This window comes from Desulfuribacillus alkaliarsenatis, assembly GCF_001730225.1.
Taxonomy (GTDB): domain Bacteria; phylum Bacillota; class Bacilli; order Desulfuribacillales; family Desulfuribacillaceae; genus Desulfuribacillus; species Desulfuribacillus alkaliarsenatis.
On record NZ_MIJE01000032.1, the window covers coordinates 148,161 to 169,669 of the forward strand.

20 protein-coding genes are annotated in these 21,509 nt (G+C 37.0%); 1 reads left to right on the top strand and 19 read right to left on the bottom strand.

Annotated features, from left to right (window positions below; all coding sequences use genetic code 11):
• Positions 1-11: 11 nt before the first annotated feature.
• The 9 genes from glgD to BHF68_RS11500 form a co-directional block, all read right to left on the bottom strand.
• Positions 12-1,145 (bottom strand): glucose-1-phosphate adenylyltransferase subunit GlgD, encoded by a 1,134-nt coding sequence (gene glgD / locus BHF68_RS11460; protein WP_069643800.1) that lies wholly within the window; start codon positions 1,143-1,145, stop codon positions 12-14.
• Positions 1,142-2,356, bottom strand: a complete 1,215-nt coding sequence (locus BHF68_RS11465; protein ID WP_069643801.1) for a glucose-1-phosphate adenylyltransferase — start codon at positions 2,354-2,356, stop codon at positions 1,142-1,144. The genes glgD and BHF68_RS11465 overlap by 4 nt, the downstream gene beginning before the upstream one ends.
• Complete coding sequence (gene glgB, locus BHF68_RS11470; protein WP_069643802.1) at positions 2,357-4,267, bottom strand: 1,4-alpha-glucan branching protein GlgB; 1,911 nt, start codon at positions 4,265-4,267, stop codon at positions 2,357-2,359.
• A 17-nt stretch (positions 4,268-4,284) separates the two neighbouring features.
• Complete coding sequence (locus BHF68_RS11475; RefSeq protein ID WP_069643803.1) at positions 4,285-5,247, bottom strand: ROK family protein; 963 nt, start codon at positions 5,245-5,247, stop codon at positions 4,285-4,287.
• A gap of 108 nt (positions 5,248-5,355) precedes the next feature.
• Complete coding sequence (locus tag BHF68_RS11480; RefSeq protein ID WP_069643804.1) at positions 5,356-6,102, bottom strand: TIGR03915 family putative DNA repair protein; 747 nt, start codon at positions 6,100-6,102, stop codon at positions 5,356-5,358.
• A gap of 62 nt (positions 6,103-6,164) precedes the next feature.
• Complete coding sequence (locus BHF68_RS11485) at positions 6,165-7,427, bottom strand: putative DNA modification/repair radical SAM protein (RefSeq protein WP_069643805.1); 1,263 nt, start codon at positions 7,425-7,427, stop codon at positions 6,165-6,167.
• 70 nt (positions 7,428-7,497) lie between these two features.
• Complete coding sequence (locus tag BHF68_RS11490; RefSeq protein ID WP_069643806.1) at positions 7,498-7,959, bottom strand: (2Fe-2S)-binding protein; 462 nt, start codon at positions 7,957-7,959, stop codon at positions 7,498-7,500.
• Complete coding sequence (locus BHF68_RS11495; RefSeq protein WP_069643807.1) at positions 7,952-8,797, bottom strand: FAD binding domain-containing protein; 846 nt, start codon at positions 8,795-8,797, stop codon at positions 7,952-7,954. The genes BHF68_RS11490 and BHF68_RS11495 overlap by 8 nt, the downstream gene beginning before the upstream one ends.
• Positions 8,794-11,118, bottom strand: a complete 2,325-nt coding sequence (locus BHF68_RS11500) for a xanthine dehydrogenase family protein molybdopterin-binding subunit (protein ID WP_069643808.1) — start codon at positions 11,116-11,118, stop codon at positions 8,794-8,796. Before BHF68_RS11500 ends, BHF68_RS11495 begins: the two co-directional genes overlap by 4 nt.
• Positions 11,119-11,263: 145 nt before the next feature.
• Between BHF68_RS11500 and sigK the strand changes: the two genes are divergently transcribed.
• Entirely contained in the window at positions 11,264-11,965 is a 702-nt protein-coding gene (gene sigK / locus BHF68_RS11505; protein WP_069643809.1) for an RNA polymerase sporulation sigma factor SigK, read from the top strand.
• Here sigK and BHF68_RS11510 read toward each other — a convergent pair whose 3' ends face one another.
• The 10 genes from BHF68_RS11510 to BHF68_RS11555 form a co-directional block, all read right to left on the bottom strand.
• Complete coding sequence (locus BHF68_RS11510) at positions 11,966-12,535, bottom strand: GGDEF domain-containing protein (RefSeq protein ID WP_084019394.1); 570 nt, start codon at positions 12,533-12,535, stop codon at positions 11,966-11,968.
• A gap of 74 nt (positions 12,536-12,609) precedes the next feature.
• Complete coding sequence (locus BHF68_RS11515; protein WP_069643810.1) at positions 12,610-14,388, bottom strand: peptidoglycan D,D-transpeptidase FtsI family protein; 1,779 nt, start codon at positions 14,386-14,388, stop codon at positions 12,610-12,612.
• 56 nt (positions 14,389-14,444) lie between these two features.
• Positions 14,445-15,668 (bottom strand): peptidase U32 family protein, encoded by a 1,224-nt coding sequence (locus BHF68_RS11520; RefSeq protein ID WP_069643811.1) that lies wholly within the window; start codon positions 15,666-15,668, stop codon positions 14,445-14,447.
• 5 nt (positions 15,669-15,673) lie between these two features.
• Positions 15,674-16,309 (bottom strand): O-methyltransferase, encoded by a 636-nt coding sequence (locus BHF68_RS11525; protein WP_084019395.1) that lies wholly within the window; start codon positions 16,307-16,309, stop codon positions 15,674-15,676.
• A 202-nt stretch (positions 16,310-16,511) separates the two neighbouring features.
• Positions 16,512-18,206 (bottom strand): methyl-accepting chemotaxis protein, encoded by a 1,695-nt coding sequence (locus BHF68_RS11530; RefSeq protein WP_069643812.1) that lies wholly within the window; start codon positions 18,204-18,206, stop codon positions 16,512-16,514.
• Positions 18,207-18,267: 61 nt separating this feature from the next.
• On the bottom strand, positions 18,268-19,314 hold the full coding sequence (gene mltG / locus BHF68_RS11535; RefSeq protein ID WP_069643813.1) for an endolytic transglycosylase MltG: 1,047 nt from the start codon (positions 19,312-19,314) through the stop codon (positions 18,268-18,270).
• 160 nt (positions 19,315-19,474) lie between these two features.
• Positions 19,475-19,786 (bottom strand): DUF1292 domain-containing protein, encoded by a 312-nt coding sequence (locus tag BHF68_RS11540; protein ID WP_069643814.1) that lies wholly within the window; start codon positions 19,784-19,786, stop codon positions 19,475-19,477.
• Positions 19,787-19,800: 14 nt separating this feature from the next.
• Positions 19,801-20,217 (bottom strand): Holliday junction resolvase RuvX, encoded by a 417-nt coding sequence (gene ruvX / locus BHF68_RS11545; RefSeq protein WP_069643815.1) that lies wholly within the window; start codon positions 20,215-20,217, stop codon positions 19,801-19,803.
• Between the two features lie 47 nt (positions 20,218-20,264).
• Positions 20,265-21,218 (bottom strand): aldo/keto reductase, encoded by a 954-nt coding sequence (locus BHF68_RS11550; protein ID WP_069643816.1) that lies wholly within the window; start codon positions 21,216-21,218, stop codon positions 20,265-20,267.
• Between the two features lie 2 nt (positions 21,219-21,220).
• Positions 21,221-21,472 (bottom strand): IreB family regulatory phosphoprotein, encoded by a 252-nt coding sequence (locus BHF68_RS11555; RefSeq protein WP_141706282.1) that lies wholly within the window; start codon positions 21,470-21,472, stop codon positions 21,221-21,223.
• Between the last annotated feature and the right edge of the window lie 37 nt (positions 21,473-21,509).

Sequence of the window (21,509 nt, forward strand, 5' to 3'; positions counted from 1 at the left end):
ATAATGAGTAGTTATATAACCATGCGGCGCGCTACTACATTCGGATTGCCATCCTCATTTTTCAAAATTGCCCCCTTAGAGACAAATACTTCTTTATCTAGTATTACGTTCTCCAATACTGCATTCTCACTAATTTCACAGCGTTGCATAATGATACAATTTTTTATCTTAGCTCCTTTATGCACCTTTACACCACGGAATACAATGCTATTATTGATTTCTCCCTCAACTAAACAACCGTTAGCTATTAGTGAATTACAAACATCTGCATCCTTTAGATACTTCACAGGTGGTTCGTCTTTAATTTTCGTAAATATTTTTCCTGGTAGGTTAAATAGCTGATTTCTCGTTTCTGAATTGAGTAGTTGCATACTGTGATGATAGTAGTCTTTAATTGAAAAAATAGGTGCGACGTACCCAGTAAATTTATAGGCCGCTATTTTAAACAGATTAATATTTTTTATAATTGAATGGTTAATTAAATCAGTATGCCCCTTAATCATAGATGATTCAATTAATTCGATAAGGAATGTCCTTTTCATCACATACATATTTAAAGATATAATCGTATCTTCGCTACCACCAGCATCACGCCCATCCACATCAGACATAGATTTTATAAAGCCTTCATCATCACATCTAATAGCTTTACAATAGTTATTCCAAGTATCTGATGCTATTTGTTTTCTATTAGCACATACCACTGTAACATCTGCATTATTTTGCATATGGTATTTCAACACATCACGATAATCTATGTTTAATAGAATATTACTTTCGGTTATGATTACATATTCCTGATTACTTCGATAGAAGTAATCTAGATGCCAGTAGAAATTCTTTATATCACCCTTCATACCAGGGAAATTGTTGTAGTCAGCAGGCGGCAATAAAAATAGTCCATCTCGCTTTCGGTTCAGGTCCCACGCTTTTCCGTTTTTAACATGATCCATCAGCGAAGTGTATTTTTTATTTGCCAGTATGGCTACATTTGTTATATCAGAGTTAATCATGCTTGATAATGGAAAATCAATAAATCGGTACCTACCTCCAAAGGGGACAGATGCATTACAGCGAAATATAGTTAGATCCTGTAGCTCTTTGCAGTCATTTGCTAGGTTAATTACACCCATTATGTTACTCATATAGCAGCACCACCATCTATTGTTTTTTCATTTTCATTGCTTGTTTGATTATTATCCTTGCTAGTTTTATCATTCTGCTTGCTTAAGACGGAGTTGTTATCTATCACACTAATTTCATCACAGTCTATATTGCCAATCTGTACTCCGTCTTCAATAACAGATCCTTCGCCTATGATTGCTTTATAAATTGAGACATTCCTGCCAATTTTAACATTTGGCATAATAATAGACTCTTTAATAGAGCTTTGCGACCCAACCTCTACACCATAAAAAAGAACTGAACGGTGAATATTTCCTTCTACAACACAGCCCTCATTGATTAAACAACTAGAAACCTTAGCAGATGGTGCAATATACTGAGGTGGCTGGTTAGGATTTACAGAGTATATCTTCCAAGACGAATCATACAAATCTAAATCTGGATTTTCCTCGAGTAAATCCATATTCGCTTGCCACAGACTACTAATCGTACCAACATCTTTCCAATAGCCCTGGAACGGATATGCATACAAATTACAATCGTTGTTGAGCATTTTAGGAATAACATCTTTACCAAAGTCATTACTTGAATTTTCGTTCTGTTCGTCCAGTATTAAATACTCCTTTAAGAGCTTCCAATTAAAAATGTAAATTCCCATAGATGCCAAATTACTTTTAGCATTAGCAGGCTTTTCTTCAAATTCCGTAATCTTATAATCTTCTGAGGTGTTCATAATACCAAACCTTGAAGTCTCCTCCCAGGGTACCTCTATTACCGATATTGTAATATCAGCATTTTTCTCAATATGATAATCTAGCATTTTTGCGTAATCCATTTTATATACATGGTCGCCAGAAATAACCAATACATATTCGGGGTCATATTGGTCTATAAATCCTATGTTTTGATAAATCGCATTTGCTGTTCCCTTGTACCAATCGCCACCTTCTTGATGCATAAAAGGAGGCAAAATTGTCACACCACCATTTCGTCTATCTAAATCCCAGGGACTTCCGATTCCTAAGTATGAGTTCAATACTAGGGGACGATATTGAGTCAATACACCAACCGTGTTAATGTCAGAATTAGCACAATTACTTAACGTAAAATCAATGATTCGGTATTTACCACCAAACGGAACTGCTGGTTTAGCTAACTTCGAAGTAAACGGCGCTAATCTACGCCCTTCTCCCCCAGCTAACAGCATCGCTATACATTGTTTTTTTTGCATTTATTTATCCTCCCCATCGTTGATATTAGGTTGTATGATTATTATAGCTAACGGAGGTACAGTAACTTCTATGCTGTAGGGTTGGTTGTGCCACTTTGTATTATTAGCCTGTATAACATCAGCACTTGCCCTCTGACCCGAGCCTCCATAAGCTATTGCATCACTATTAAAAGCTTCTATATAAGTTGTATTTTCAGGCACTCCTACCCGATAGCTATGATAGACAATAGGAGTGAAATTGCAAATAATAATAACATAATCACCATTTGTAGTTTGTCTCATGAAAGCAATTATACTTTGCTCATAATTGTCAGCGTCAATCCATTCAAACCCCGCTTGTTCATGATCTAACTCCCATAGCTCTTGGCTACATTTATAGAAATGGTTTAATGACCTAACATAATCTTGTAGCTTTTTATGCATTTCATAATCTAGTAATAGCCAATCTAGCTGCTGGTTTTCGTTCCATTCTATAAATTGACCGAATTCGCCACCCATAAAGAGTAATTTTTTACCTGGGTGTGTCATCATATACCCGAGAAAGACACGCAGGCTAGCAAACTTTTGCCAATAATCACCTGGCATTTTGTTCAACAGCGATTTCTTACCATGGACGACCTCATCATGTGACAATGGAAGTAAGAAATTTTCCGAAAAAGCATAGAAAAAGGAAAATGTCAGCAGCTTATGATGCCATTTTCTATGGATGGGGTCTAATTCCATATATTTTAGCGTGTCGTTCATCCAGCCCATGTTCCATTTATAGTTAAACCCTAAACCACCCAAATACGTTGGGGCGCTAACTAGTGGCCAAGAGGTAGATTCTTCAGCCATCACAAGTGCATTTGGAGCCTGATCAAACACGACTTCATTAAGCCTCCGCAAAAAAGCAACAGCTTCTAAATTTTCATTACCTCCATATATGTTAGGGGTCCACTGACCCTCCTCTTTGCCAAAGTTAAGATATATCATACTAGCCACCGCATCCACTCTGAGTCCATCTATATGGAACATCTTTAGCCAATATAATGCATTTGAGATTAAAAAGCTTTGTACCTGTGGCTTAGCAAAATCAAAACTCAGTGTTCCCCATTCACCTTTATCGGCTTTTTGTGGATTATCATATTCATATAGTGGCATGCCATCAAACTGTGCTAATCCATGACAGTCTTTACAGAAATGACTCGGTACCCAATCCAAGATTACTCCAATATTTTTATTATGACATTCATTAATTAAGTACATAAAATCTTCAGGTTTCCCGTATCGACTAGTTACAGCGAAGTAGCCAGTTAGCTGATATCCCCAGGACCCATCATAAGGGTGTTCCATAACTGGTAGTAGCTCTATATGTGTGTAACCCATATCTACAACATAATCAACAAGCTCAGTAGCTAATTCACGATAATTCAAAAAATCTCCGTTATCCTTTCTTCTCCAAGAACCTAAATGTACTTCATAAATATTAATTGGCTGCCTGTGAGAAGATTTTTTCTCTCTATCATTTAAATACTCTTTATCAGTCCATGTAAATCCACTTAATTCTGTTATGATTGATGCACTATTGGGGCGCAACTCTGCTGCGAAGGCATAGGGATCAGCTTTCAGAACGACCTCTCCTGTATTCGAAGTAATAGCATATTTGTAGATATCTCCGACCTTTGCATTTTCTGTATAGATATACCAAATACCAGAGTTATCTATATGCTCCATTACATGAGTACTGCTATCCCAACTATTGAAGCTTCCAACGACACTGACTTGGCGTGCATTAGGAGCCCAAACTGCAAACCGCACCCCCATACATCCCCGCTTCATTATTGGATGCGCTCCAAATACTTGATAGCTATTGTATAGCTTGCCTTCTTGAAACAATTTGATTTCTTGTTTACTTGGCTTAATACGTTTCAAGACAACCCCTCATTTCCCTACTTAGTATTGCTTAAAGCAAGTTTAGCCGCACCTGTAATACCCGCTCGATTTACTAACTTTGCTAATTCAATAGTAGTATTCTGATATATTAGTGGTGTGGCTTGCTGCTTAAATCCTTTTTGAATATTAACAATCAGATGGTTACCAACACTAGCAATCCCGCCACCGATTAATATTTTTTCTGGATTAAGTATTGTTGCCACATTAGCTAAAGTGCTTCCTAGAATCTTCCCCATATCTGCAATAATATTAAGGCAATCTATGTCCCCTAGCTTTGCTTGTTCAATTACAAAGCTTGAACTAATACTACCCTGCTTTTTATAGTAATCTACTAAAACGCCTTGCTTTAGCCGCGTTGCAAGTTTTCCTGCTGCTATTGAAATGGCCTTTGCCGATACTTCAGTCTCTAAACAACCAGTTTTACCACAGGTACACTCTCTGCCGTTCTCATGCACAATCGTCATATGACCAATTTCACCAGCGAGACCAATAGAACCATGATATATTTTGTTATCAATAATGATGCCGCAGCCAATTCCCGTACCAATCGTAACTAGCATTAAATGCTTAGAATCATTGCCTGCACCTAACCAGGTCTCGCCAAGAGCTGCTAAATTTGCATCATTTTCAATAAACACAGGCTTGTTCCAAATTTTTTCTAAATCCTTCTGCAGGTTAATATTTCTTAAGCTTAAATTCGGAGCGTGTAAGATAATACCTTCTCGAAAATTTATAAATGCTGGCACTCCTACCCCTATTGCTGAAACTTGACTCCATAAAACATTGGCACCCATAATAAGCTCCTTAACCCCATTAGCCAAAGAATCTAAAAGTTCTTGATAATTGCCATTTCTAGGAGTGGGAAGCTTGCTTTCATATACAAGTTGACCACTGCTTAAGAATAAACCATTTTTTATCGTAGAGCCGCCAATATCTACTCCTATGCATAATGTATCTATAGTAAGACCTCCCTAGCAACAATATATATGTATATTCTCTATATACTGTAAATATACGTTTAAAATTTTGTAAATCCTGCATTAAAAAACCACTTTTTAGTTGTTTGTTTAAAAAGTGGTCTTTTCCGTTAAATGCTGCCAGTATTTTTTAGGCATTTTCTGCATTTGTAATTTTGGATTTATTTTGTTTTTAATCGCTATATGCTTAAAATGCTTTTGCCATAGCTGCTCGTATAGTTGCTCAGAACTAGTATGCCCTTTTATTTGCATATCTTTTGAAAACGTAGTAGTAACCCATTCCCCGTTATTATACATGACAGCCTTTTCTCTCTTTAAATCATGTATGCACCAAACTTGATTAGATAGTCTTTTGGCAAAGTGAGGAGCTAGTAATTCTACAATATCATGTTCTGGTTCTATCTTAGCATAGTAAATATCCTCACCTAAACACTGAAATCTAGCTAAACCAAGCATACGGTGGCGCTCGCGACTTACTGTCTGACTTATTTTATGTGCCAAGCGTATAGTCTCATCCTGCAAATTTTGGTCATATTCCTTACCTAGCTTCCCTAACTTCTTAAGATATCTATAGATTACTAAATATGAACCCTCTACTTCCGACAGAAACAAATAATATATCCTTTGCAGTATTTCACGTGAATTTTTATTAATTATTCCATTAAACACCTTGCTTGCTTTTTCAGAATCTGTATTTACTTCAATAACTTGAGAAAACAAATCGCCATTAAAGTCAGCTTTTGTATAAATTGCAGTCGGTTCTGATTGCTCTTTGAACGCGTGATATATAACTGTAAGTAGTCCATCAAAGCTTCCATCGAAAACATAGACAGCCAATACGATTCACCCCCTAAGCCAAATACAAGAATATAAAATATATCATATCGCTTTATCTAAAATTAAAAAAATGAAAGCTGATAGCTCTGACCTATAGTGATATTACTAGATTGTTGATTACCATATACACCAACAAGCTTATTGCGTATTCTATGCCCATCAAGACTAACGCTACCATAATACTTACCTTGACAAGTAATAAAATATTGTGCCCGCTTTAAAACAATCCCCATCTGCTTTAGTCCTTCATAGGAAATAGGTCCAAAACGTCTAGCAGTCACGATTTTTCTAGCTGATTTTATACCGATACCAGGAACCTTCAATAGCATCTCATAATCAGCTTTATTAACCTCAACTGGAAATAGCTCTATATTTCTAAGAGCCCAATCGCACTTAGGGTCGAGTGTTAAGTCTAACTGTTGTCCATAATTGTTATTAAACAGTTCATCTACATCAAAACCATAGAAACGTAACAGCCAATCCGCTTGATAAAGTCGATGCTCTCGAACAAGGGATGAACCTGATGTGGTAGGTAAGCTTGGATGCTCTACGATTGGTATATATGAGGAATAGTAGACCCTTTTTAGCTGAAAGTGCTTATACAGACCCTCAGTCAAACGTAGTACTTGATAGTCTTTATCTGGTGTCGCTCCTATAATTAGCTGTGTGCTCTGTCCAGCAGGTACAAAGCTAGGTGTTCGCTTATACTTTTTTCTATTCTCTCTTTGTTCTGAAATCTGATTACTTATATAAGTCATCGGCTTTGTAATCATTTCTTTCTTCTTCTGCGGAGCTAGCTTCAATAAACTTTCTTCCGTCGGTAATTCAATATTAATACTCATACGATCTGCATAGGTACCAGCCAGTTGAATTAGCTTCTCATCAGCCCCAGGAATAGCTTTCATATGTATATAGCCATTGAATCTATACTGTTCCCTTAATATTTTCATCGTTTGGATTAAGCACTCCATCGTGTAGTCTGGTGTATTGATAACCCCAGAGCTTAAAAACAATCCCTCTATGTAGTTTCTCTTATAGAATTCTATTGTAAGCTTTGCTAGCTCTTCAGGGGTAAAAGCCGCTCTCCTAACATCATTGGATGCCCGATTAACACAATAGATACAATCGTATATACAGTAGTTGCTATACAAAATTTTTAGTAGCGAGATACATCGTCCATCATCAGCCCAGCTATGACATATACCGCTGCTAGCTGTACTCCCTATTCCATTAGAGCTACCCCTTCTACTACTACCACTAGACGAACAGGATACATCATATTTAGCACCCTCTGTCAAAATCTCTATTTTCTCTTGTATATCCATAGCTCTACACCATCCAAAAAATTAAATGATTCTATTTACTATATTAGCACATAAACAACAAAAAGCAAACTTATGTTTGCTTTTTGAAGAGTGCTGCTTTTACTGCCTGCTCTATTTCTTTATAGCCTGTACATCTACAAATATTAGACTCAAGCCATTCTTTTATCACACTTTCATTAGCATCTGGATGGGTTTCAATTAACAGATGACTTTTCATAATAAAACCAGGCGTACAGTAGCCACACTGGAATGCAAATTCATCTACAAATGTTTGTTGTATAGGTGCGTTATTCAAGCCCTCTACTGTAGTGATTTTCTTGCCTACCGCTTCAATTGCCAGCATCAGACATGCTTTTATTGGTTTTCCATCAATTCCAATTGTACAAGTTCCACAATCACCATGCAGGCAGCCAGGTTTAGCCCCTGTAAGTCCGAACTTTTCGCGTAAGACTGCTAGTAAAGTATCAGCATGCCTGACGTATGCCGTTCTTTTTTCACCATTGATATCAAGTGTAATCTCTGATTTATACATTTACTTCACCTTCTAACGACATTAGAATATCCTCTAAGGTTTTATATAAGACAAACTGCCGATACTCTGCCGAGCCCTCTACATCGTCAATGATAATATCAGGTATAGTTGCCATAGCATCATTTATGCGCTCATCTAATGGCGCTGCCTGATTATTAATTGCCATCTCCATTTCTAAGCACCTAAAAGGATATGAACAGAGACCACTGATTGCTAGTCGAATCTGATTGTTAGATGCATTCATTGCTACTATTGTCATTAATGGATACCCGATATTACCCTGCTTTCTTCTTTTCACGCTACGATATGGATATGTTGCCCATTGCTGATCTACGATAACTTGAATAAGAAATTCTCCAGCCTTAGCTTGCAAGCTACCATTAAAAACCTCAGATAAATATACTTTTCTTTGACCACCTGGACCTGCTAATACAACTTCTGCATCTGCAAGTAATAACGGCAATACCCCCTCGCGATAGATAATCTGACTACAAATGTTTCCACCTAGAGTGATTTTATTTCTAACTGTGTGGTCGGCTACTTCACCTATTGTTTTTGTTAACGCAGGGAACATATTTTTATTTTTAATTTCTGCTAGTGTAAGGGCCGAACCAAATACAAGCTTGCCATCTTCAATTTTTGCTATATTGCATTCATAGATTTCTTTAATATCTATAACTGCATCTGCATAAACCTGATTTAATCTTCCTAAGGTAATAATCTCAGTCCCCCCTGAATAATAGAGAACATTCCTACCCTGTGACTTTAATTCCTGATATAAACTCACTGCTTGCGCAATGTTTTGTGGTTTATGGTACTCGAAATCAAAAGGAATCACTTAATATCACCTGCTTGCTGTGTGATTTTCCAAACATTCTCTGGCACAAGTGGCAATCTATTAATATTACAGCCAGTGGCAGTCGATAAGCTGTTAGCAAGGGCAGCAGGCATACCAATCAAGCCATGCTCACCTAAACCCCTGGCCCCATAAGCAGCGTCCAGGTGCGGTGTATCAAGAAAATCGATTATATATTCGGGGTGTTCACCAAAGTGGGTTGGAACGTAGGTGCGAAGTCTAGGGTTTAAAACCTTCCCTTGATTATCAAACTCAAAGGATTCTCGTGCTGCAAAGCTTAATCCCATACTCATAGCACCCATAACTTGACCTAATGCCGCTTTTTGATTTAGCACTTTCCCCACATCAATAACTGAATATGCTTTGAGGATTTTATATGTATAGGTGCGCGTATCGTATTCGATTTCAACACCCTGGGCTCCGACCGTCCACTCTGGTCCAGGTTTGCCTGCTCCCGTTTCGTGATGCATGTGTGTTAAATGCCTTAGTATATAGTCACCTCTACCCACTATTTGACCACCTATAGCATTACCATTTGGATTTTTATATCCATAGGCAATATCTTTAATATGACAAAACACTGACGGCTCATCTCTTATAAACACTTTTCCATCGGCTACTTCTAAATCTTCAGCTGCACAAACCAATACATGGGTAGCAACGTCCTTCAATTGCTTTATTAAGTCATCTACTGCTTTAATGACAGCCCTTCCTGCCATAAAAGTCCCTCTACTTGCTACTGTCTTCCAATGCTCTGGAGTAGTCTGTGTGTCTACTTCCATCCTCACATAAACCTTGTCTATATCCATGCGCATCCTATCAGCAACCATTTGCGCTAAGACAGTCTTCGTTGCTGTACCTATTTCAATTACACCTGATATTAAATTTATACTACCGTCAGGATTAAATGTAAGAATAACCCCCGAGCTTGCATGTGTATCAATTGTAGAAGTCTTCCATATAGAGCTGATTCCTTTAGCACGGATTTTAGTACTGTCTAATTGTATTCGTTGCCCCTCATCCCACCTCATTAATTCCTTTAGCCTTGTTATGCATTTCTCAACGTTGCCGATATTGCTTTTATTAAGGGTCATTTGTGTTGGCGTTGTATGTCCAGGCTTTATAGCGTTTCTTAGTCGTAATTCCAATGAATCTATACCGACCTTTTGTGCAAGCATGTCCATAGCTCTTTCAAACACAAATAAAGCTTCTGAATGACTAAAACCTCGAAAGGCCGTCGCATATGGGTGATTTGTATAAACTGCCAACGAATCACAGCTAATATTTTCTACATTATATGGTCCTGTACAACTCACCGCTGCTGCCCTGGCAATCGTAGCTCCCTTATCTGAATAGGCACCTGTGTCAAATAAATATGTAATCTCCGCTACCTTCAAAATGCCTTCCTTGTCACAACCTAGTTTAATATTCGCATCTAGTCCGATATGTACAGGTGAAGTAATCATATCCTGCTCCCTAGAGTTAAAAAGCTTTACAGGCTTGCCACCAACAGCCTTAGATGCTAGATACGCTATTAACTCTAGTTGGATAGGTACTTTCCCGCCATATCCTCCACCAACCAGTGGAGTATTGACAATGATTTTCCCGACATCTAAACCTAAGTATTCGGCTAGCTTCTTCTTAACCATAAATGGACCCTGTGACGTAGAACCAACTATTACCGTACCATCTTTTTTTATTTCAGCAGTTACACACCTGGTCTCCATAGCAATATGATCAGAAGGTGAAAAAGAAAAACTAGATTCTACACGATGGTAACTTTCTGCCCAGCCCTTATCTATATCACCTTTACGAATTTTTTCTCTATTTGCAACATTCGTGTTTGGCTCTGGATAGACATGTTGAATTTTCTTATATTCTTCTAATTTCTCATGCACTAACGGCGCATTTTCTGCTAATGCCTGAGTCGGATTATTTACAACTGGCAAAGGCTCGTACATTACAGTTATTAAATCTGCAGCCTGTTGCGCTATTACAGGGGTGTCAGCTACCACAGCCGCTACTGGTTCTCCGTGATATCTAACTCTTTCAACAGCAAGAATCGGTCTGTCTTGAATCTCTTCCCCTGTTAACGGAACTTCTTTGCCAGTAATAATTGCCCGAACACCAGGTATTTTCCATGCATTTTCTGTATTTATAGAGTTAATTTTCGCATGGGCGTATGTACTTATTACAAGCTTAATGTGTAGCATCTCTACAGCTTGTTTATCTTCAAGGTATTTTGCTGAACCTGAAACTTTATCATAGGACTCTTTCCGGATTACGCTGTTACCAATACTCATTGTGTTCCTCCCTAGACAATTGCATTACTAAAAGTATTGCCTGCTAGATAGACTTTAAAACACAATTATTTCTAAATTGTACTTGCACAGACGTGCACAACAAATCATATGATGAGTTATATGCCTAAAAACAGGGAGGAATCTTATGTCAGGATTATTAGCAGCTTTGGGATTAATGTTTCGTGAAGTTTGGCTATTGTTTTCCTATATTAAGAACAACGCATTCCCTTCACCATTAAATGCAGCGGAAGAGAAAAAAGCGTTAAAAAATTTCCGCAATGGTTGTGAAGCATCAAGAGAAAAATTAATTAAGCATAATTTACGTTTAGTAGCACACATCGTCAAAAAATTTGAAAATACAAACGAAGATAACGATGATTTAATCTCTATTGGCACAATTGGTTTGATTAAGGCCATTAACAGTTACCAGATGAATAAAGGCACGAAGTTAGCAACCTACGCCGCCAGGTGTATTGAAAATGAGATTCTTATGCATTTACGCTCTACAAAGAAGACTAAGAAGGATGTTTCCCTCCACGACCCTATAGGTCACGATAAGGAGGGTAATGAAATTACGCTTATAGATGTGTTAAAAACAGAGGATTCAGAGGTAGCCGATGAAGTAGCCCTTACTTTAGAAAAGCAAAAAGTTATTGAGCATTTGGATATATTAAATCATAGAGAGCGGGAAGTAATAATAGCTCGTTATGGTATATATGGAGAAAAAGAAAGAACCCAAAGGGAAATTGCTAAAAAACTAGGTATCTCCCGTTCTTATGTTTCACGAATAGAAAAAAGAGCACTAAATAAAATGTTTAATGAGTACTATAAAAAACAATTAAGATAATCAGTGCTTTAAGTTTTTAAATTGATACATTTTTTTATCAGCTAATTTTATGTAGTCATTTACCGATAGGTTTTTATTCAAAGGATATTCTACTATCCCATAACTAAGGCCTATCTTATATTTTTTTGCAGTTTTGTTGAAAGAATCAATCTTACCTCTTATTCTATTCCAAACCTCTTCTGCAGATTTCATATTGGTGTTTGGAAAAATTATAATAAACTCATCTCCAGCAAAACGGAAGGCAATATCATATTTTCTGATATTGTCTTTAATTATGTTGACTGCATCAATAATCAAATTGTCACCTTCTATATGTCCAAAGGTATCATTGACTTTCTTTAATTCATCAATATCAACAAAGCATATTGTTAAAGGCTTTTTAGTTTCCTTGGTTAGTTCAATCTCTTGTGAAAGTAAAATAATTCCTTCTCTGCGATTAAGAATTTCTGTCATATCATCGCGCTGCGCATAATATTTCCATTTCTCTAGCTCAAGCTTGGTTTTTTCTAATTCTTTATGCATTTTTTCAATTTCTTTTGAGAAGTCTTTATAATTTTGCTTTTGGTCCAAGCTAATCACCTCAATTCAAAACAATACTATCTTTATATTATAATATACATAATGTCAAAGTTTGTTGAATTTTATCAGTCAGAAATATATTTTACGATATCAGAAAAAATATTGATTGACGTTCCTGTTTGTTCCCAGGAAGCTACGTCCTCAATGATTATAGCTATTGAGTATTGTGGATATTTATCTGGGAAGTATCCTGTAAACCAGCGATTTACTCTGCCTGTTTTGCCAATCTCAGCAGTGCCCGTTTTGCCAGCAGCAGCTATTCCTTTTGTATGAAGTTGACTAGCTGTGCCATCTTCTACAACGGCTGCTAATAGCCGTTGCAATTGATAGTAGCTGTGTCTGCCGATGTTATTTGTAACTGATTTATTATTATATTTATGAATAGTATGACCACTTTTACTCTGTAATTCACTTACAATTCGAGGTTGGTTGTGTTTACCATAGTTGGCGATGATAGCCATCATATTCGCTGCTTGTATTGGCGTCATCCGCACATCCTGCTGACCTATACCCGTATTAGCCAATAATTGCTGATTTTCACCCTTGACTTGAAATATAGAACCTTCCTCTTCGTTATAAAGCTGTAGGCGGTTCATATTTAGGTCGTAGTAGCTAACTACATCACCCAAACCTAGTGCATTAGCGTATTTGAGAATATTCTCTCTGCCTAATTTAATAGCAAGCTGAGCAAATGTGGTGTTACATGACTCTGCAAATGCCCTTAGTAATGTTAAATCTCCATGCTCTTTCCAGCACTGCAAGCTTTGGCCGTTTGTAAACTCTAAACTACCACTACAATAAAATTGATCATGTATAGTTGCTATCCCCTCTTCTAGAACACCGAGTGCTATAACTGTTTTAAAGACTGAGCCTGGGAAGCTTGCCGTCGTAGCACGATTTCTCGTATTTTCATATTCATCCATTATAATTTGATTCGGATTATAATCAGGTCGACTTGCCATTGCTACAATATCTCCAGTATTAACTTCTAAAACTACTATCGCACCTTTCTCAACATTATATTTATCTAATAAACGCTCACTATATTCCTGCAAATTATAGTCTAAAGTAGTTATAATGTTTAAGGGTCTATGTTGATTTTGATTGCCTTGTATATTCATTCCAAGTCCATAGAATGGATGTAAATTCAAATTTCGATCCTGATATATGTAATAAGAAAGATATTTAGCACCTTCACTTTTAATCTCTAGCTCATAGTTATACTCTAGACCTTTTTTTCCTACAACATCAGTCACACTATATACTCCTGCAGCCAAATACTCAGCAAAATTAGCATTTATTAACGCCGAATCTTCACCGATGAAGCCTACTATATGCTTAGCAATCATATCTTCTGGGTAGCGTTCTTTTGCATCAACAAACATTGCACCTGACAAATTAATGTCCTTAATTTCATTAATTAAATTAGTATTAATATCTATAATTTGATTATTAATCGTCAGTAATTGCGGATAACTGATGTTTGTAATTTTATTTAATAACAGTGCCTCATCAATTTCTAATACAATTGCAAGCTCTCTGATTTTGTAATCTTCTGTTGTTATGTCTAATCTTCTAGGTAGTAATAATAACGCGAGTTTTTCCCTTCCAGTTATCGGGGTATAATCACGGGCTAAAACATCTCCACGCCCAATGTCTAATAAAACGCTTCTAGATCTTTGCTCAATTGAATTGGCTACCAAGTCCACTCCTTGATACCTGCCGCTAGAAACTATTTGTATATATCCCAAATGTATTATAATCGCAACTAGGCTCGCGCTAATAATAAATAATAGTAAAATTATACGCCGAATATGAAATAGACGCGACGACTCATTAACCATAAAATAAACCCCCTAATATAATCACAGTATGACCATACTTATTAGGGGGTAAACAGCTATAGATTTTCTTTTCGCATTAAATAGTTAGCTTCAACGGGCTGGGCCATTTTCAACTGTAGTATTTCTAAAGGATGGGGAGCAACCTCCACTGGCTCTCCATTGTCATTATATAATTCCTCTACTATTTGGCTGAAAAACACACCACCTGGGCCAATAATCTCTATCTCATCACCTATCCTAAAATGGTTTCTTTGCTCTATTATAGCTAACTGAGTAAGTGGGTCATATTCAAGAACCATACCAATAAAATCATATTTTCTAAGCTTCTCCCCAGGTTTGTACATTTGCTCGTTATGTGTCGGATGTGCAAAATAAAAGCCTGTGCTGAGCGGTCGATGGGACGCTTTCTGTATTTCTTTAATCCAATCAGGATTCAATTTAAAGTTATCAGGATTAGAGTAGAAATTGTCTATTGCTTGTCGATACACGTTCGTAACCGTAGCAACATAATGAATACTCTTCATTCTTCCCTCTATCTTAAAACTTTTAACACCAGCTTGTATTAACTGCGGAATATATTCTACCATACAAAGATCCCGTGAATTCATTATATAGTGTCCTTCAGTTGTTACTATTTGATTCTGTTGGTTATTAGCCTGTACGCGATAGTTCCATCTGCACGATTGTGCACAGCCTCCCCGGTTTGCATCTCGATTAGCCATATAATTTGATAGCAAACAGCGCCCCGAATAGGCCACACACATCGCACCATGAATAAAACATTCAAGCTCAACTTTAACCTGTTGACCAATTTCACTAATCTCTTCAAAGCTTAATTCCCGTGCCAATACAACACGTTCAATTCCTGCTTCTGCCCAAAATCTAACTGTTTCATAATTAGTCGTACTCATTTGCGTGCTAACATGTAAAGGCACGTTAGGTATGACTTCCTTGGCCGCTAAATAAACAGCTGGATCAGCAAATATAATTGCGTCTATCCCTGTTTCTTCTATACCTATAAGATAATCTTTTAAATTCTTAAGATCTTCATTATGACAAATCATATTAGCGGCAACATACACCTTAGCTCCGTGTTTATGGGCGAATTCTACTCCTTCGCGCATATCATCTTTACTAAAGTTACCTGCTGCTTTGCGTAAGCCAAACTGTTCACCAGCAATATAGACAGCATCAGCACCATAGCGAATAGCAATTTTTAATTTTTCAAGATTGCCTGCAGGAGCTAGCAACTCAGGCTTATCATTGTTGTGTTGTAGCATATGTATCACCTCTTAATACTGACGGATAGTCCGTCGCCAATTGAATAGAAAGTAGTTTGCCAGCCATCATTATTTTTAAGCATGTGATTGTATGCTTGTATCTTTTTAACTAATGGTGCCAGCTTCTTAGTAGGTGCCTTTATTCCCGCAACCATCCCATGAAAAAACACATTATCTGTTATTACAATCGAACCCTTGTCAGTCATTGCATCTATTTCTTGAAAATATTTTTTATATTGACCTTTAGCCGCATCTATAAACACTAAATCAAAGTTATACTGTTTTGCTAATGTTGGGAGAATATCATTGGCATCTCCGTGATGTACCCGTACCCGTTTATCATACCCCAAATCTGCAAACAGACCCCTTGAACGCTTAACTCTATCTTCATCAATCTCAATTGTATCTATCTGAGCCTCACTATTATCATGAAACCACAATGTTGAGTAACCAATGGCTGTCCCAACCTCTAGAATGTTTTGAGGTTTATATAGGGAGCAGATTAATCGTAAGAAGTATCCAGTCTCTTCAGGGATAATAGGTATTTTTTCTGCAATCGCTATTTCCTCAAGTTTTGTGTATGTCTCAGTTCTTGCAGGTTGAATAGTTCTCATATATTTAATTAAATCTTCATTTATCATGATTAAACCACCCACTATATAGTTATTATTAATATTTAAAAGTAAGGCTAAGCCATCTAAAGTACGAAATATAATATATCACATTTTACCAAGACTTACGAATCTCTTTTTAATACAAAAATTAATACAAAAATAATACAAAAAGATAGTAAAGAATCTTTTAACAAGTTTCTTTACTATCTTTAGACTTATTTAGAACACATTAACATTCAAAACAATCTACTTTTTCTTTTAGGTCTTGTGCTATTTTTGTTAATTGTGAAACAGTAGCACTTATTTCTTGTAATGTTGCACTTTGTTCCTCAGACATCGAAGCCATTGTTTGTGTGCCATCAGCAGTCTCTTTGGCTACATCGTTTACGACTTCAATTTTCTCTACGAGATTTCTACTAACCTGCTGAATGTTTTGAACTGAGTCGCTAATGTCCTTAACTTTTACGCTAACTTCGTTCGAGGAGTTGCGTAACTCTTCGAAGAAACTACTAGCCTGCCTTACACTAGCTACCCCTTCTTCAATACTAACAACATTGCTTTCTACTTCTTTAACCGCATCATCTATCTCTAGTTGAATGTCTTTAACAAGGTTAGCAATCTGACCAGTTGCTTGGGACGATTGCTCTGCTAGCTTACGAACCTCATCTGCTACGACCGCAAAGCCTCGACCATGTTCACCAGCTCTTGCTGCTTCAATACTTGCATTTAATGCTAATAGGTTGGTCTGCTCTGCTATGTTCGAAATCATGCTAATAATGTTACCGATTTCTTCTGAACGTTGACCTAGGTTTTTCATCTTATCTGCTGTGTCATGACTCTTATCGTTAATTTGTTCCATTTGGGAAATGGAACTCTCAATTTTGACCTTACCACTATCAGCAATTTCAACAGATTTATACGAACTATCATAAGCTTCAGAAGCATTTTCAGATATTCTTACGATACCCGTATTGATATCTGACACTATATTAACCGTTTCATCTACGGCACTTGTTTGGCTGTTGGCGCCATCAGATATCTGGTCAACTGTTGCTGCCATATGCTCACTGGCTTTAGCTTGTTCACTTGATGCTGCATCTAAATCCTTTGCCGATACTAAGACTGTCTCAACACTGTGATTAACATCCTTAATCAAATTGCCTAATTCATCAATCATACTGTTATATGATTTTGCTAATTCACCTATTTCGTCGTTACGATTTAATTCAATTCTGTGCTTGAAATTCTTATTCTCAGCATGCTTAATTCCTTCACTAATCTTAGCAATTGCCCTTGCGAAGTTAGTTGAAACCCTCATAGCCTGTAACATAGAAACAATGATTGCACCTAACGCAATATAAATCATACCTCTCTGAGCGTTCCAAATCATATCAGTAACGAATTCCCTAGAAGCACCAACATACCAAATACCAATAATGTCGCCATCTGCGTCTCTAATCGGCTCATAAGCAGTCTGATAGGTGTGACCAACAACATCTGCTTCTCCCACAAAGGTCTCTCCACGGTTTAATACAGCATTCCCAACCACATCTGAGATTTGTGTCCCTACTGCTCTATTGCCTTCAAGGGTAATTACATTTGTTGTTACCCTTGTGTCCCCAAGAAAGATAGTAACTGTATTTCCTGTAAGCTCACCAATGTAATCAACAATTTCAAAATTCTCATTCATTCGTACATCGCCTTTAAATAGTTCCCCGTCTCTAATATTCCACGGCCCTGGATATGTTGCATCTATAATTGCTCGACCAGTAGCCAAATCAGAGGTTACTTTGGTTAATGCAGCATGTTCCCCACTATCCTGTAATACAAATTGTAAGAATCCCATAACGATTGCCATATTCACAATAACTACCATGGTTATAGCTAATAAAATCTTGCCTCGTAAGCCTTTAAACATTCTCATTTCCTCTATTCCTCCTCGCCAACTATTATTAGTTTTGCTGCATTAAAGATTAGCGTATCTACTACCACGATCCTCGGCTCATCGCATCATTACTTCTATGCTCGGCGTATGTCTTTGAAAAATGATGTTCATTTGTACCGTCTTTCTTAGTTACAAAGAAATAGTAATCATGTTGTTCAGGGAAAATTGTCCCCTTTAAGGAAGCTCTACCTGGATTAGCTATAGGTGCAGGTGGTAAACCTTCGTTCTTATAAGTATTAAATGGACTGTTTACTTCTAAATCAGCAAATGTAATAATCTCCCTTTGTTTACCTAGAGCATATTGAACTGTAGCACAGGATTCAAGCTTCCAAGCAGACTCTAGTCGATTATGGAACACCCCTGCAATTATTGGTCTTTCAAAGTCTACCACAGCTTCACGTTCAACAATCGCGGCCAATATTACAGCCTCATATACAGTTAAACCTATTTCATTTAGTATAGTTTTCCATTCTGGCTTAAATTCAAGTTCAAACTGCCGTAGCATTCTTATTATTATTTCTTCCTCAGAAACACCCTTAAGCATTTCGTAGGTTTCTGGAAATAGAAATCCTTCTAAGGTGTAATTAGCTTTTGTATCCTCAGGAATTTCATCTATGAACCAAAAGTCGTAGTCTCGACTATTTGCTGCCTGTAGAAATTTTTCCTCGTCTATAATACCTTCATTGGCTAACTTCCTAGCTGTCTGCTCGATAGTATAACCTTCAGGTACTGTAAAACGAATCGTTTCTTTAGCAACAACATTCCCACTCGACAGAGCATATAATAAATCGTCAACTGTAGAACCTTGCTGTAGCTGATAATCTCCAGCTATAATTTGAATGCCTTCATGCTGCCAACGAATATAGTAAGCAAGCATTTCAGCGTTTCGAATCAATTCATGCTCCTCTAAAATTATCGTAGCGTTTCTCACAGAAGATCCAGCAGGAATATGAACTTCTATAATTTCATTACCTTCAACAGGCTCAAGCTGGTTCCAAAAGTATTGGTAAACAAAATAGCTCCCACTGCCAATTACCAGTATAAGTGTAGCAATCACAATCAAAGCAACTCTAATATATTTATTCATTTTCAAATCTCCTTAGTAGTAATAGTACCATAAATATTTCATAAATTGACTATGATTTTATACTTTTTTATTTTTTAAACTTTAATTGATATTTTACCACACTTATTAGAAAAAGGGCGCAATTATGCGCCCTTTCCGTATTGAAAAATTTGTATTAAAATTAGTCTTGCTCTTCTTCATCAACGAGTTTATCGTATTCAGCCGCAACTCTATCCCATTCTGCATCATCTTCAATTTCTTGAAGTATATCATTACCATCTTCATCTTGAGCAATTCTTAAGATAATAGCTTCTTCCTCAATTTCTTCATCAACGTCTGTTGCTTCTGGTTGAATTAATGGTAACAGTACAGCATAGTTAACTTCTTCAACTTCTAAAATAGTAAGTAACTCAAACTCATGCTCGTTTCCTTCTTCGTCTGTTAATACTACTGTTGATTCTTCATGCTCATGATCATGCTCGTGGTTTGTCATAAATATCACCTCTTCTATTTTGCTTGTTGGGTATCTAGGTACCCTTGTAATATAATCACGGCCGCCATTTTATCTATAACCTGCTTCCGCTTCTTACGACTAACATCTGCGGCAAGCAATGTTCTTTCAGCAGCAACCGTTGATAACCTTTCGTCCCAGTAGATAACTGGTATGCCTAACTCATTTGCGATAGTCGTGCCTAGCTCTTGTACCAATTCTGCCCTAGGTCCTAGTGTTCCATTCATATTTTTAGGAAGACCAGCAACAATTCTTTCTACTTCATATTGCTCTTTTATTTCCTGTAAACGCCGTAAATCATCTGCAAGTTTTTTTCTGTGAATTGTTTCTAGTCCTTGAGCAGTCCATAGCATTTCATCACTAAGTGCAACGCCAATTGTCTTATCGCCTATGTCTAATCCCATAATCCTCATAATTAGTATACTCCTCTGGCATCAATCTAAAACCATAAAACTAGTAATTATAGTACTTTAATAAAAAAATGAGGACATACACTACCGCAATAACCACATAATCTACATAGCTTATGATTTACTATTGCTCTATTATTATGTATTGTTAATGCGTTAGCTGTACAGCGTTTAACACATTTAGCACAGCCTGTACACCATTCTTCGATTAAAAGACTTCGCGGCTGTTGCTGTAGACCTTCAATATGTACATTATGTATTTCCTGATTGTTAAAGATAGCTACATTATACATCAGTTCATTTAAATTCTGAACACCTATCGCAATCGTATCAAGTGTATCACAACCTAACACAAAATCAAGAGCTTGATGTGTATTTGGTATTAAATGTCCACCAGCTAAAGCCTTCATACCAATAATCCCAATACCTTTTCTGTGGGCAGCACTTATTGCTTCTGTCATCTGCTGACGATTACCATCTATAATCCCAATTCCCGCTTGATTGTAAATAGGCATAATACAATCAATTCCCTCTAATTTGGCCGCAGCATAAACGGCTTCAATCGAATGACATGATATCCCAACGGCTTGGACTAGTTTTTCTTCTTTGGCCTTTAACAAATACTCATATGCTTCTGAATGTCCTTTTAATGTTGCTTCTGATTCTTGTTCATGTAATAAAAATACGCTGATTTGCTCGACTCCAAGTTCATTTAGTGCCTTATCCAAGCTATACTTCATCATATCAGCAGAATAGGCATATGATTTCGATATAATATGAGGATAATCATTTGCACTTAGCTGCTCTAATGCCCTTTTAATATAAGGGTAGGTTTGATATAGCTCTGCAGTATCTAATATATTTACCCCTTGTCTTACTGCTTCGACAATTATATTAGCGCCTTCTTCAATAGATAAATTCCTTTGTAATGGACCCATAGTTAAAGTGCCGAGACACATCCTCGACACTTTTAATTTGTTAGAGCCAATATACCGATGCTCCATGATTAAGAATCCGCCTTTTTGTGTTGCTTTAAGTAAGACGTTACAAGCTCCTCAATCAGGTCATCCCTTTCAATTTTCCTAATTAAATTCCTAGCGTTGTTGTGTCTAGGAATGTACGCAGGATCTCCTGATAATATATATCCGACAATTTGATTAATCGGGTGGTATCCCTTTTCTTTTAGGGCTTCATATACTGTCAGCACAACATCACGAGGTTGGAGTTCATTCTCGTCTGCTTTTACATCAAATCTCATGGTATGGTCAATTGATGTTCTATCGTTACTCGAAGTC